Annotated in this window: 11 protein-coding genes; 8 read left to right on the top strand and 3 right to left on the bottom strand. The window is 64.2% G+C overall.

From position 1 onward, the window contains the following. Window positions 1-29: 29 nt before the first annotated feature. Both WG924_RS10175 and WG924_RS10180 read right to left on the bottom strand, forming a co-directional pair. Window positions 30-1,079 carry a TRAP transporter substrate-binding protein gene (locus WG924_RS10175; protein WP_345932917.1) on the bottom strand — a complete coding sequence of 350 codons (1,050 nt, stop codon included), beginning with the start codon at window positions 1,077-1,079 and terminating at the stop codon, window positions 30-32. Between the two features lie 96 nt (window positions 1,080-1,175). Further along, window positions 1,176-2,759 (bottom strand): class I adenylate-forming enzyme family protein, encoded by a 1,584-nt coding sequence (locus WG924_RS10180; RefSeq protein ID WP_345932918.1) that lies wholly within the window; start codon window positions 2,757-2,759, stop codon window positions 1,176-1,178. A gap of 411 nt (window positions 2,760-3,170) precedes the next feature. On the opposite strand from WG924_RS10180, the gene gntH reads away from it, so the two are divergent. Both gntH and WG924_RS10190 read left to right on the top strand, forming a co-directional pair. After that, window positions 3,171-4,424 (top strand): guanitoxin biosynthesis MBL fold metallo-hydrolase GntH, encoded by a 1,254-nt coding sequence (gntH, locus tag WG924_RS10185; RefSeq protein WP_345932919.1) that lies wholly within the window; start codon window positions 3,171-3,173, stop codon window positions 4,422-4,424. 59 nt (window positions 4,425-4,483) lie between these two features. Then, window positions 4,484-5,545, top strand: coding sequence for a CobW family GTP-binding protein (locus WG924_RS10190; RefSeq protein ID WP_345932920.1), 1,062 nt, complete (start codon window positions 4,484-4,486; stop codon window positions 5,543-5,545). Window positions 5,546-5,635: 90 nt separating this feature from the next. Here WG924_RS10190 and gntR read toward each other — a convergent pair whose 3' ends face one another. Further along, window positions 5,636-6,652, bottom strand: a complete 1,017-nt coding sequence (gntR, locus tag WG924_RS10195; RefSeq protein ID WP_345932921.1) for an HTH-type transcriptional regulator GntR — start codon at window positions 6,650-6,652, stop codon at window positions 5,636-5,638. A 201-nt stretch (window positions 6,653-6,853) separates the two neighbouring features. Between gntR and WG924_RS10200 the strand changes: the two genes are divergently transcribed. The 6 genes from WG924_RS10200 to WG924_RS10225 all read left to right on the top strand — a co-directional run bounded on the left by WG924_RS10200 (window position 6,854) and on the right by WG924_RS10225 (window position 13,708). Beyond that, on the top strand, window positions 6,854-7,825 hold the full coding sequence (locus tag WG924_RS10200; protein WP_372044701.1) for a TRAP transporter substrate-binding protein: 972 nt from the start codon (window positions 6,854-6,856) through the stop codon (window positions 7,823-7,825). 79 nt (window positions 7,826-7,904) lie between these two features. Next, window positions 7,905-8,489 carry a TRAP transporter small permease subunit gene (locus WG924_RS10205; protein ID WP_345932923.1) on the top strand — a complete coding sequence of 195 codons (585 nt, stop codon included), beginning with the start codon at window positions 7,905-7,907 and terminating at the stop codon, window positions 8,487-8,489. Continuing rightward, the gene (locus tag WG924_RS10210; protein WP_345932924.1) at window positions 8,489-9,814 is read left to right on the top strand and encodes a TRAP transporter large permease; all 1,326 of its coding nucleotides are present in this window, start codon (window positions 8,489-8,491) and stop codon (window positions 9,812-9,814) included. Before WG924_RS10205 ends, WG924_RS10210 begins: the two co-directional genes overlap by 1 nt. 16 nt (window positions 9,815-9,830) lie before the next feature. Then, window positions 9,831-11,621 carry an IlvD/Edd family dehydratase gene (locus WG924_RS10215; RefSeq protein WP_345932925.1) on the top strand — a complete coding sequence of 597 codons (1,791 nt, stop codon included), beginning with the start codon at window positions 9,831-9,833 and terminating at the stop codon, window positions 11,619-11,621. 69 nt (window positions 11,622-11,690) lie between these two features. After that, entirely contained in the window at window positions 11,691-12,365 is a 675-nt protein-coding gene (locus WG924_RS10220) for a 2-dehydro-3-deoxy-6-phosphogalactonate aldolase (protein ID WP_345932926.1), read from the top strand. Then, a complete protein-coding gene (locus WG924_RS10225) occupies window positions 12,362-13,708 on the top strand; it encodes a methylglyoxal synthase (protein WP_345932927.1) in 1,347 nt (448 codons plus the stop codon). Before WG924_RS10220 ends, WG924_RS10225 begins: the two co-directional genes overlap by 4 nt. The last annotated feature ends 45 nt before the right edge of the window (window positions 13,709-13,753 follow it).

The raw sequence follows: 13,753 nt of genomic DNA on the forward strand, positions 1-13,753 counted from the left end.
TCTCATGGCGCCGCACCCCCGCGATGCCATCACTGGCCGGCGGCGCGGGTGAGTTCCGCGCGATAGAAGCTGATCGCGCCACCACCATCGATCCCAAGCTCGGCGGCCTTTTCCAGCCAGGCGATCTCGGCCGGCTCGAAAGCCGCCTTCAACTCGGTCATGAAGGCGGGTGAGGCATCCTGGTAGGCATCGCCCAGCCGGGCCTTGATCGCCGTGCGGGCGGCCAGATCGTTCTGATGCCACAGGGCACCCATCCGCGCCGACAACGCCTCACCCGAAATCTTCAGAATCGCCGCCTGATCTTCGGCGGAAATCCGGTCCCATTTCGCCTTGTTCATGATCACGAAGGCGCTGTTGGAATACAGGCCACCGGGGATGCGGGTGACATGGGAAATGTACTGCTCGACCTTGAAGCCGGTCACCAGTTCGTCGGAGATCGCCGTGCCATCGATGATGCCGCGCGACAGCATTTCGCGCAGTTCGCTCAACGCACCCGATACCGGCACAGCGCCCAGATCCTTCAACACCCGGCCAACGGTTGGGGTCGGCACCCGGATCTTGGCGCCCTTCAGATCGGCGAGGCTGTCGACGGCGCTGCCACGCATATGGATATTGCCGCCCGAGGTGACATGCATCGCCAGGGTCACGACATCGTCCTGCATGCCGGTCGGCTGAAGCACGGTCTCCCACAACCGCCAATAGGCGACCGAGCTTCGGCCGGCATCCTCGGTGATGAACGGCAACTCGACCATCTCGGTCAGCGGGAACACGCCGGGGGTATAGCCATGCGGCCCCCAGGCCAGATCGGCGACACCATCGACCACCGCCTGATAATTGCGGTTCGGCGGCGCGATCGGCTTGGCCGAGGGTTCGATCTTCACCCGGCCGCCGGTGACGGCTTCGATTTCGGCGAACCAGGGATACAAGCCGTCGGCCTGCGACCAGTGACCGCTGGGAAACCACTGATTATACCGCAGCACCACCGGCTCGGCAGCGGCCGGGGCGGCGACCGCCGCCATGGCGCCCGCTGCCATCACGCCCGCCGCCAGGGCCAGCGTCACCCGCCTGATGATTGTCATCTCCCGTCTCCCCCGTCAGATGATGCCCACAATACTCTAAGGTATGTTCAGGGCCGAAAGGCACAGCCCGAAGCCGGCCTTTGCGTTGATGCCGTGTCAGGCCGCGTCGGCGGCGTCGGCCGCCTGCCGGCGCAAGGCGATACGGTCCAGCTTGCGCGCCGGTGTCAGTGGCAGATCGTCGACCAGCCGGATCTCGGCCGGCACCTTGTAGCCGACCAGCCGCGCCTTGCAATGCGCCAGGATATCGGCCGCGGTCACCCGCGGGCCGTCGCCGGCCTGCTGGTCGACCATCACGAAGGCGATGATCCGCTCGCCGCTGCGCGGGTCGGGCTGGCTGATCACGCCCACGCCGCGCACATCCGCGTGTTCATGGATCACCTCCTCCACCTCGCGCGGAAAAACATTGAACCCTTTGACCAGGATCACGTCTTTCTTGCGGTCGGTGATGGTCAGGAAGCCCTCGGCATCCATGAAGCCGATATCGCCGGTCAGCACCCAGCCATCGCGGATCGCCGATGCGGTCTCATCGGGCCGGTTGCGGTATTCGGTCAGGGCATGGGGGCCGCGGACGCAGACCTCGCCCACCCCGCCCGCCGGCAGGGTCACCGACGCATCGGCCAGATCGGCGATGCGGATCTCGACATCCGGCACCGGCTTGCCCACCGATCCGGCTTTGCGGCCGAAACTGTCGGTGTTGACCGCGATCGGCGCGATCTCGGTCATGCCATAGCCTTCGCAGATCTCGACCCCGGTGCGGTCCTTCCAGCGCTTCAGCACCTCGACCGGGAACGGCGCGCCGCCGCCGCCGCACACCGCCAGCGACGACAGATCGGCGGTGTTGAAGCCGGCGGCCGCCATCAGCCCCTGATAGATCGCGGGCGGGCCGCCGCCGAACACGGTCACCCGGTGATCGGCGATCAGTTGAACGACGTGATCGGGCTGGAAACGGTCGGGGATCACCAGCGTGGCGCAGGCATGAACCGGATTGCCGACCCCGAAAAACCAGCCATAGATATGGAACATCGGCGCCACCGGCAGCCAGACCTCGCCGCTGGCCCGGGTCGGCCAGCCCCAGTCGATGCGCAGAATGCCGTCGACCATCGCCCGGTGGCTGTGAACGATGGCCTTCGAAATCCCGGTGGTGCCGCCGGTGAACATCAGCACCGCCGGCGCATCCGGGGCGACCGAGCGCGGCTGAAAGCGGCCAGGGCCTGCGGCGACCAGTGCCACGACCGTATGACCACCCTCGCCCATCACCACCACGTCATGGCCGAAACGCGGCTGCAAGGCGCGCGCCGCATCGGCGGTCTCCGGCGCCGCCAGCACCAGAACCGGCATCGCATCGGCAAACAGCGGCTCCAGCGCCGGCGCCGGATAGAGCGGGTTCAGCAGCACCGGCACGCCTCCGGCACACAGAACCGCAAAGTATGCGATGTGGTATTCCAGACTGTTCGGAACCAGCACCACCACCGGCCGCCCGGCCGCACCACGGCGCGCCAGATCATCGGCCAGCGCCGCGACCGCGCGGCCCTCATCGGCATAGCTGAGCGCGCGGCCCATATGGATCAAGGCAATGGTATCAGGGTGTTTTTCAATCGCATGATCGAGCATGGCCAGCACCGTCGCAAAGACGGGCCGCGCTTCGCCACGACCATGAATGACCGGAGCCTGCGACGCCATTTCGTCCTCCCTACGTCGCGTTTTCTTGCTCCAGGAAGTACCGCGCCGTGGGAAACGAGTCAATACCTTGTGGTATGGAACAGGTAGAGTTTCGGAACGTGGCGGACAGCGCCTTGATCCAGATCAAGATTTAGACTCATGCGATAGCATGATGTCACAGCCAAGCGCCGGGCAGCCCTCCGCCCTGGCGTCGGGGCCCGGTCAGACCTCACCAGCACCGCCCGCCAGACGGAGACATTTTCTCGGAAAATGACAATAACTGATCACATATATATTCTTTTGATAGGCTGTGAGTGAAATATCCCTACTCATAATTGCATCCGAAGAAAAAGGTGCGCATTATGGGACCTAATATAGGCATGGATGTGTCATGCATGCCCATCTTGATCAGGGATAGGGAGGAAACCACCCATGTCGTCATCAACCGATAGCGCCACGTCGACCACCAGCAGTTCATCGGGCGACATGTCGGGTGGAGCCTCATCAGGCACCGCCTCAGCATCCAGCATGCCCGATGTAACAATACTGCAATCCAACATCGCTCAGCCTTCGGTCTATGCCTACCCGGGTGAAACCTTGGGTCGGGATGAGATGCGCGTGACCATCGCCGGCTCGGGCATGGGAAACCTTGTACGGAGATCACAAGCCGCCTGTTCCATTTTTGTGGAACTTGGGAATGGCGACAGTTTTGTTTTTGATCTCGGGATCGGCTCTTTCGTTAATTACCAATCCATGATGATTCCGATGAGTCGGACATCGAAATTGTTCTTCAGTCACCTGCATATGGATCATATGAATGACCTGCCGGCCATGTACGCCTTCGGCCCCAGTGGAGGACGCTACGCGCCGCTACGCGTATGGGGACCGTCGGGCCAAACGCCTGAACTCGGCATAAAGGCGTCGATCGCGGGGATGAAACAGTTCTGCCATTGGCATACCACCAGCTTCGAAGCGAGCCAGCCGATCGATGGATCTTATGATATCGAGGTCACAGAACTTGATTATCGCTTAAATCCCGGCATCGCCTATGAGGAGAATGGTGTCAAGATCACGCACTGGCCGGCACTCCACGTCATCGACGGCGCGATCAGTTATCGGCTCGACTGGAATGGCCTGTCCTTTGTCTGGTCCGGCGACACCGAGCCCAACCAGTTTTTCGTGGAGAATGCGCAGAACGTGGACCTGATCATGCACGAGACTTTTCCGTCACTCATGCGATTTGAAGAGGTTTATCCCGGCACGGAACAATCCTATGAAGGCAACGTGTCGACATCTCATACCACGGCACTCTGCTATGGCAAGGTCCTGTCGCTGACCAGGCCACGCTATGCGGTGACCAATCATTGTGTCGTCGATGACCAGGAAGTCGCCGCGATCATTTCCGATATCCGCGTCAACTGGAAAGGCCCATACCAGATCGGATCGGACTTTATGGTGTTCACCGTCAGCAAAGATGCCATCACCGCTCGCAGGGCGGCAATCAATGAACAGAGCTGGGGCGCCAATATCGGGACGCCCCGCACAAGCACGGCGCCACTCGATAGCGATGATTTCCGCTCGCCGGAAATTTTCGATCGGGCGATCACCGATTGCGGTCCAGGCTGTTCCACCACATCGTCGGACAGCTCAGACAATGTCTCCACAACATCAACCGTAACGGACTGATCGCCCCAGATGTCACAGTCCCACATGCCCCTGTCGTCGTGCCTGCCTGGGAGCCTGCCATGCTTGACATCTCCTCCTCCCGGATCCCGCTGACCATCATCGGCGGGTTCCTTGGATCAGGTAAGACCACCTTGCTGAACCGCATCATCAGCAGTGCTGATGGCCGGCGGTTTGCGGTCATTGTCAATGATTTCGGCGACATCAACATTGATGCGCGTCTGGTCGTGTCGGTAGAGGGCGAAACGATCGCCTTGTCCAACGGCTGCATCTGTTGCGTTATTCGTGATGATTTGGTAACTGAAGTTCAGAAACTCTGCCGGCTGCCCGATCCACCGGAGCATATCATCATCGAAAGCAGTGGCGTATCGCGACCACTGTCGATCGTGGACTCATTCTTCCGCCCTGAAATCCGCCAACTTGTCGACGTCCAGACCATCATCACCCTGCTTGATGCCGATCTTGTGGTGGATGAGGCGGCGACATATGCGGATATCGCCTATGCTCAGATTGCTGTCGCCGATCTGGTGGTGGTGAACAAGATCGATCTCGTGTCATCCGCCCAGAGAGCAGCGGTGCGGGCGCAGGTGGAACGCATCGTGCCGCGGGCCCGAATCGTGGAAACCACTTTCGGGCGCATTCCTCTCGCTTGGCTGTTCGATCACGATGTCAGCGCCGCCATACCACGGCTGCCCCTGGAGATGGACCCCACGCATCTTCATGTTCACAGCGCCAACGATGACCACGGCCATGATCACAGCGGGGATTTCTCTTCCTGGGGCTACAGAAGCACCGAAAAAGCGTTCTCTTTCAATGCAATACAGCGCATCGTGGAGACACTTCCACGCGGCATCTATCGTGCCAAAGGCCTGATCCGGTTGACCCTTGGCAATGGCGAGCACGGTATTTTCCAGTTGGCAGGACGGCGTAGCTCACTAAAGCTCACGCCCTCGACACCTGGCGTGGCCGTCACGACCGAGATCGTGTTCATCGGCCAACCGGGCACGATCACTGACAATGATCTTCGTGATCTTATCGATGATGCCTGGCGCACAGCCAATGATCCGCTGTCCGGCCCCCACATCGTGACCGACCTGCGCGCATTTCAGGTTGAATTCGTCTAGGCGGAATTCAGATCAAGTATCTAGAATCACTTGGTCTTCACCTGACCGGGATCGGCATCGGGGCCGGCTGCGGCATCGACGCGCCGGCCGCTATCGGGTCGTCTGTCGGGGGATCAGTTCGAAGCCCAGATCGACGCATGGCTCCGCCACCGCGTCATCGGCCAGCCGGGCCAGCAGCATGCCGATTGCGCGCACGCCCATCTGATAGCGATCGACCCGGATGCCGGTGATCGCCGGCACGGCCGACGCCGTCATGTCGAGATCGTTGAAGCCGACGATCCCCATCCGCTCAGGGATCGGGATGGCACGGGCCGTGCACTCGAACATCACGCCCAGCGCGATGTCGTCATTGGCACAGAACGCGGCGTCGACATCGGGTGCGGCCGCCAGCAACTGGCTGCACAACGCCCGCCCGCGCGCGACGCCCGATGGCGCGGGCGTCGATATTTCCAGGGCCGGATCGTACAGCCCCGCCTTTCGAAGCGCGGCGCGATAGCCATCCCGGCGGCGCAGCATGCGCGGGTCCATGCGCGCACCCAGAAAGCCGATCCGCCGATAGCCGCGCGACAGCAGATAATCGACGGCGGCATGGCCCGCATCGGCATGCGAGACGCCGACCAGCATGTCGATGGGCCGCGGCGTGTATTCCATGATCTGCACGACCGGAACCCCGGCTTCGGCCAGCCGGTTGCAGGTGGCCGCCGACTGATCGATGCCGGTCAGCAGCATCGCCGCCGCGCGCTGGCCGGCAAACAGCGCCACCAGCCGGTCTTCCTCGTCCACCGAATAGCGCGTGTTGCCGATCTGGATATGAAAGCCCGAGCCTTCGATCCGATCATAGATGCCCTGAAGCACGTCGCCGAAAACGATGTTGGTCAGGCTGGGCAGAATGACGCCGATGACGTTGCTCCGGCCCGATGCCAGCACCTGGGCCTGGGGATCGGGCACATAATTCAGCCGACGGATCGCCGCCTCGATGCGCTCGCGCAGTTCTGCCGACACCTGGCCGGGGTTCCGGATCGCCCGCGATACGGTGATCGCGCCGACATCGGCTTCCCGCGCGACGTCGGCAATGGTCGGCCGGCCGGACCCTTTGCGTTGCCTCATATGCGCCTTGCGCCTCCAATCACCGGATGGGCTTGTTGACGGGATGATAGCGCTACGGTATAGGTTTTGGTAGCGCTACCATACAAATGAATAGTGCTGCCGATCACCATCGTCAGCGCGTCTCGCAGAATGGCGCAACAAGGGGGGATCATCATGAATTGGCTGAGATCTGGTCTGGCCGCGGGCGTTGTGACGCTGGCCATGTCGTCGCAGGCGTTCGCCGCCGACTACGCGTTCAAATTCCAGTCGAGCGATCCGGCTGGCAATCCGAATTTCGAATTGCAGACCGGCTGGACCAAGGCGCTTGAAGAGAAGACCGGCGGCCGGGTGTCGGTGACATTGCTGCCGGTCGGCGCCATCGTCGAGCATCAGGAGACCCAGGATGCGATCGCGGCAGGGATCCTCGACGGCCATATCACCGACACATCCTATTTCGCCGGCAAGGATCCGGCATTCGGCCTGATCGCCAATCCGGTCGGCGCCTGGTCGGACCCGCAGCAGATGTTCGATTTCATGACCGACGGCGGCGGCAACGCGCTCATGAACGGGCTGCTGGAACCTTATGGCCTGCATTTCATCGGCGCCACCACGCCGGGGCTGGAGGCGCTGGTCTCGAAGGTTCCGATGGATGGCGTCGCCGATCTCAAAGGCGTGAAATTGCGCGCGCCCGAAGGGCTGGTGCAGCAGGTCTTCGCCGCGGCTGGCGCGTCGCCTGTCAATCTGCCGGGGTCGGAAGTGTTCACCGGGCTCGACAAGGGCGTCATCGATGCGGCCGATTACACGGTCTTTTCCACCAATCAGGCGCAGGGACTGAACGATATCGCACCGCATCCGATCTATCCGGGCTTCCATTCGATGCCGCTGGTCGAGGTGTCGATGAACAAGCAGAAGTGGGACGCCCTGCCCGACGATATCAAGCAGGCTTTCGAGACCACGGTGGCCGAATTCGCGCAGCATCAGGTTGCGGAACTGGCCAGGCGCGATCAGGAAGCGGTCGCGGCCGCCAAGGCCGGCGGCAAGATCACGATCCACGACTGGCCCGCGGAAGAGCGCGCCAAATTCCGCAAGATCGCCATCGGCGAATGGGAAAAGGTCGCCGCGAAATCCCCGAATGCCCGGAAGGTCTATGACGTCCTGACGGCCTATCTCACCGAACATGGGCTGGTCGACTAGCGCGTCGGCCTTATTCGACGGGCGGCACCCTTGTCGCCGCCCGCCCGCCCGGACAGGGAGCCCAGCCAGGGAGACCATCATGGCCGACGACAAGGGCGAACGGATAGAGGCGGCACTCGACGCCAGGGGGTCAGGGGCCATTCCCGCCGCCGGGATGCTGGGCCGGCTGATCGATCGTGGGGGGATCGTCTTTGCCGTCGGCATCGTTCTGGCGATGCTGATCCTCATCCAGGAAGTGATCCTGCGCTATGTCTTCAACGCGCCCACGATCTGGGCACACGAGACCACCATCTTTCTGTGTGCGGTGGCCTTCGTCTATGGCGGGCTCTATTGCACGGCCCGCGATTCCCACATCCGGGTGGTGCTGTTCTATGACATCGCCCATGGTCGGATACGCCAGACACTCGACGTCGCGATCTCGCTTGTCTGCATGGCGGCCTCGGGCTTCTTCGCATGGGCCGCGTGGCAGCTCGTCGCCCGCGCGATCTTCAGGCCCGATGGCAGTTTTCGCCTGGAAACCTCCGGCAGTGCCTGGGATCCGGCCTTTCCGGCCTATCTGAAACTGTTCCTGCTGGCGGTGCTGGGTCTGATGACGCTGCAATTCCTGATTCTGGCGATCAACTATGCCCGGTCGTCCGTCATGCGCCGGGGAGACTCCGCGTAATGGATGCATTCGGCGGATTGCTCGACCTCAGCGCGCTCGGCATCGAATATGGCACGCTGCTCATGTTCGGCCTGCTCTTCGCCCTGTTGCTCGCCGGTATTCCTCTCGCCTATGTCACCCTGCTGGTGGCGCTGATCTTCGCCGTGTTCTGGTTCGGCCCGATGTCGGTGCCGCTGATCACCAGCCGGGTCTATTCTTTCGTCTCGTCCTTCGTCTTCGTCTCGGTGCCGATGTTCGTGCTGATGGCGGCGCTGCTCGACCGCTCGGGCATCGCGCGCGATCTGTTCGACACCATGAAGATGGTCGGCGGCCGGCTGCGCGGCGCGGCGGCCGTCCAGACGATTTTCGTGGCGGTCGTGCTGGCGGCGATGAGCGGCATCATCGGCGGCGAAATCGTGCTGCTCGGCCTGCTCGCCCTGCCGCAGATGCTGCGTCTCGGCTATGACCGCAGCCTCGCCATCGGGGTCATCTGCGCCGGCGGCTCTCTGGGAACGATGATCCCGCCCTCGATCGTTCTGATCATCTATGGGCTGACGGCGAACGTCTCCATCGGCGCCCTCTTCACCTCGGCCTTCCTGCCGGGCCTGATGCTGGCGGGCTTCTATGTCATCTACGTGCTGGTCCGCTGCCACTTTCAACCGGAACTGGCGCCATTGCCCGAGCCGGACACCCGGCCGCTTGCCGAGCGGCTGCGGCTTCTGAAGGGGATCGTGCTTCCGGTCTGCGTCGTGGCCTTCGTGCTGGGCTCGATCTATGGCGGCATCGCATCGGTCACCGAAGCCTCGGCGGTCGGGGTGGCCGGGGTGCTGCTGTCGGTGGTGGTGCGCGGCGAATTCAGCTTCGGCATGCTCAAGGCCGCGGCCCTGCAGACGCTGTCGACCTGCGGCATGATCGTCTGGATCGGCATCGGCGCCAGCGCCCTGGTCGGCGTGTTCAATCTGATGGGCGGCATCGATTTCGTGTCCGGCATGCTGACCGGCGTCTCCGACGACCCGCTGGTCGTCATCCTGGTGATGATGGCCATTCTGTTCCTGCTCGGCATGTTCCTGGACTGGGTCGGCATCGCGCTGCTGACCATGCCGATCTTCGTGCCGGTGGTCGTCGATCTGGGCTATGACCCGGTCTGGTTCGGCGTGCTGTTTGCCATGAACATGCAGGTCTCGTTCCTGACGCCCCCGTTCGGCCCGGCGGCCTTCTATCTGAAGAGCGTGGCCCCGCCGGAAATCAGCCTCGCCGACATCTTCCGGGCACTCGTCCCGTTCATATGCCTGCAGGTTCTGGCGGTCGGTCTGTTGATCGCGTTCCCCGTCATTGCCGGCGGCTGAAGCAAGGACAAGCAGAATGACGAGACGTCCCACCCAGCTTCGATCGCGTGCCTGGTTCGACAATCCGGCCAATCCGGATATGACGGCCTTATACCTGGAGCGGTATCTGAATTACGGCCTGACGCGAGAGGAACTGCAATCCGGCAAGCCGATCATCGGCATAGCCCAAACCGGCAGCGATCTGTCGCCCTGCAACCGCCCGCTGGTCGAACTGGCGAAACGGGTGCGCGAGGGTATCCGCGAAGCCGGCGGTGTGGCGATCGAATTTCCGGTTCATCCGATCCAGGAAACCGGCAAGCGGCCGACGGCAGCGCTCGACCGCAACCTCGCCTATCTCGGCCTGGTCGAAATCCTCTATGGCTATCCGTTCGACGGCGTGGTGCTGACCACCGGATGCGACAAGACCGTGCCCGCCTGCCTGATGGCGGCGGCGACCGTCGACATACCGGCCATCGTGCTGACCGGCGGGCCGATGCTGAATGGCTGGCACGACGGCGAACGCGCCGGCAGCGGCGTGATCATCTGGAAGGCCCGCCGGCTGCTGGCCGAAGGCCGGATCGACTATGAAACCTTCATCGCCATGGCGGCGGCGTCGGCGCCCAGTGCCGGCTTCTGCAATACCATGGGCACGGCGGCCACGATGAACGCGCTGGCGGAAACGCTGGGCATGTCGCTGCCCGGCTGCGCGGCGATACCCGCACCCTATCGCGAGCGCGCGCAGATGGCCTATGAGACCGGGCGCCGCGCGGTGGCGCTGGTTCACGAGAATGTGAAGCCGTCCGACATCATGACCCGACAGGCGTTCGAGAACGCCATCGTGGTCACCTCGGCGATCGGCGGCTCGACCAACGCGCCGGTCCACTTGAGCGCGATCGCACGCCATACCGGCGTCGATCTCGACATCCGCGACTGGGAGCGGATCGGCCGCGACATTCCGATGCTGGTCAACCTGCAACCGGCGGGCGCGTATCTGGCCGAGGACTTCCATCGCGCCGGCGGCGTGCCGGCCGTGCTCGGCGAGTTGATCGCCGGCGATCTGATCCATGCCACCGCGATGACCGTGTCGGGGCGAAGCATCGGCGACAATTGCGCGGGGCAGCGGTCCCGGAATGCCGACGTGATCCGCGACCTTGGCAACCCCATGCTGCCGGCCGCCGGATTCAGGATACTCCATGGCAATCTTTTCGACTCGGCGGTGATGAAGACCTCGGTCATCGACGATGATTTCCGCCGGCGCTATCTGTCGCGATCCGACGACCCCGAGGCCTTCGAAGGGCGCGCCATCGTCTTCGACGGGCCCGAGGACTATCATGCCCGGATCGACGATCCGGCCCTCGGCATCGACGAAGACTGCATCCTGTTCATCCGCGGGGTCGGCCCGATCGGCTATCCGGGTGCCGCCGAGGTCGTCAACATGCGCGCCCCCGCCGATCTGATCCGGCGTGGCGTGGAAACCCTGCCCTGCATCGGCGACGGCCGGCAATCGGGAACCTCCGGATCGCCATCGATCCTCAATGCCTCGCCCGAGGCGGCGGCGGGCGGCGGGCTGGCCTTGCTCGAAACCGGCGACCGGGTGCGCGTGGACCTCAGGGCCGGGCGCGTCGACGCCCTGGTGCCGATCGAGACCTGGCAGGAACGGCGGGTCGCGTTGGAGGCGGCCGGCGGCTATCCTGTGCCACCATCCCAGACCCCGTGGCAGGAATTGCAGCGCGGCTGTCTTGAACAATTGTCGGACGGTATGGTTCTGGGTCTGGCGGTCAAATATCAGCGGATCGCCGCAAAAGGGCTGCCGCGCGATAATCACTGAAAAAAACTGGGCATTAGCGGATTGGCAGTGATCCGGCCGCGGCCGGCAAGGGATGTGAGAGAGGCCGATATGAGAGACGTCATCGAAGCACTTGCCGATATGCCGTTGCTGGCCATCCTGCGCGGGATCACGCCCGAAGAGGCGTTGCCGGTGGGTGAGGCGCTGGTGCGGCAGGGCATCCTTATCCTGGAAGTGCCGCTCAATTCCCCGCAGCCGTTTCAGAGCATCCGCATCCTCGCGGATCGCTTCGGCGGTGAAGCGATCATGGGCGGTGGGGCGATCATGGGCGGTGGGGCGATCGTCGGCGCGGGGACGGTGCTGCGGCCCGACGATGTCGCGCGCGTCGCCGATGCCGGCGGGCAGATCGTCGTCTCGCCGAATTTCGAACCGGCTGTGGTCGCGGCGACGCGCCGGGCCGGGCTGATCTCGGTTCCCGGTGTCTTCACCCCGACCGAGGCCTTCGCCGCACTCGATGCCGGCGCGCATGCGCTCAAGATCTTTCCTGGCGACGCGATCACGCCGAAAGTGGTCGGCGCGCTGCGGGCAGTGCTTCCCGGCGGCACCGGTGTCGTCGTCACCGGCGGGGTCACCGTCGACAATCTCGCCGGCTTCATGGATGCCGGCGCCAATGGCGTGGGGATCGGTTCGGCCCTGTACCGGCCCGGCAACACCGTCCAGGACGTCGAGGCGCAGGCCGGGCGCTTCGTCGCCTCGATGCAGCGCTGGAAGGAGATGCGGCGTTGACCACGCTCGATATCCTCTGTCTCGGCGAACCGCTGGTCGAGTTCAGCGACCTGGGCGGCGGCCGATGGCTTGAGGGCATCGGCGGCGATGTCTCGAACGTCGCCATCGCCGCCCGCCGCCAGGGCGCGCGCGCCGGCATCGCCACCCGGATCGGGCGGGACTGTCTGGGCGAGGTGCTGATGCGGCGCTGGGCGGACGAGCAGATCGATACCCAGGCCGTCGCCCATGATGACGACGCGCCGACCGGCCTCTATTTCGTGCGCCACGACGCCGACGGACATCACTTCGAGTACTGCCGGGCCGGATCGGCCGCCAGCCGTCTCGCGCCCGACAGCCTGCCGCGCGACGCCATCCGGTCGGCGGCCCTTCTGCATCTCTCAGGCATCACGCAGGCGATCAGCAGCGGCGCGAAGGATGCCGGGCTTGCCGCCATGGCCGAGGCGCGGGCGGCGGGCGTGAAGATATCCTATGACCCGAACCTGCGGCTGAAGCTCTGGCCGCTGGAGCGGGCGCGGGTGGTGATCCACGAGGCGATGCGCGATATCGACGTGGCCTTGCCGGGGCTCGATGATGCCCGGTTGCTGACCGGATTGACCGACCCGGCCGAGATCGTGGCCTTCTATCGGGATCTCGGGGCGAAGGTGGTGGCGTTGACGCTGGGCGCCGACGGGGCGCTGGTCGCCTATGACGGTGGCATCGAGCGTGTGGCGGCCTTCCCGGCGAGAGCGGTCGACGCGACCGGAGCCGGCGATTGCTTCGACGGGGCGTTCCTGGCGCGCTGGCTGGAAACCGGCGATCCGGTCTCATCCGCCCGCTATGCGGTGGTGGCGGCCGGGTTGTCGGTCGAAAGCTTCGGTGCCGTGGCGCCGATCCCGACCCGGCAGCAGGTCGAGGCGGCGATGGCCGCCCCGGCCGGGATTGATGCCGGGGTGATCGGCGACACCCGCAGCGATCGCGATCCACGGCCGGTCATCGCCCTGGTCGCCCACGACGCCTGCAAAGACCGGATGATCGCCTGGGCCCGCCGCCACCACGACCGGCTTGCGCGATATCAGATCGTCGCGACCGGAACCACCGGCGCCCGCCTGGCCGCCGCCCTGCCGGATCTCGATATCAGGCGGCTGAAAAGCGGCCCGCTCGGCGGCGACCAGCAGATCGGCGCGCTGATCGCCGAAGAGGTGCTCGACGCCCTGGTGTTTTTCGTCGATCCGCTGTCGCCGATGCCGCACGATGTCGACGTGAAGGCGTTGACGCGGCTTGCCACGGTCTATGACCTGCCAATGGCCTGCAGCGAAGCGACCGCCGATCTCGTCATCCGCTATCTGCACCACGCCACGCGTTGAGCCCATGCGGGCGCGGTGCGGCCGGGTGCGAGGGGAAGGGCGCAG

The sequence above is a fragment of the Tistrella arctica genome (assembly GCF_039630945.1).
In the GTDB taxonomy this organism is placed as follows: domain Bacteria; phylum Pseudomonadota; class Alphaproteobacteria; order Tistrellales; family Tistrellaceae; genus Tistrella; species Tistrella bauzanensis.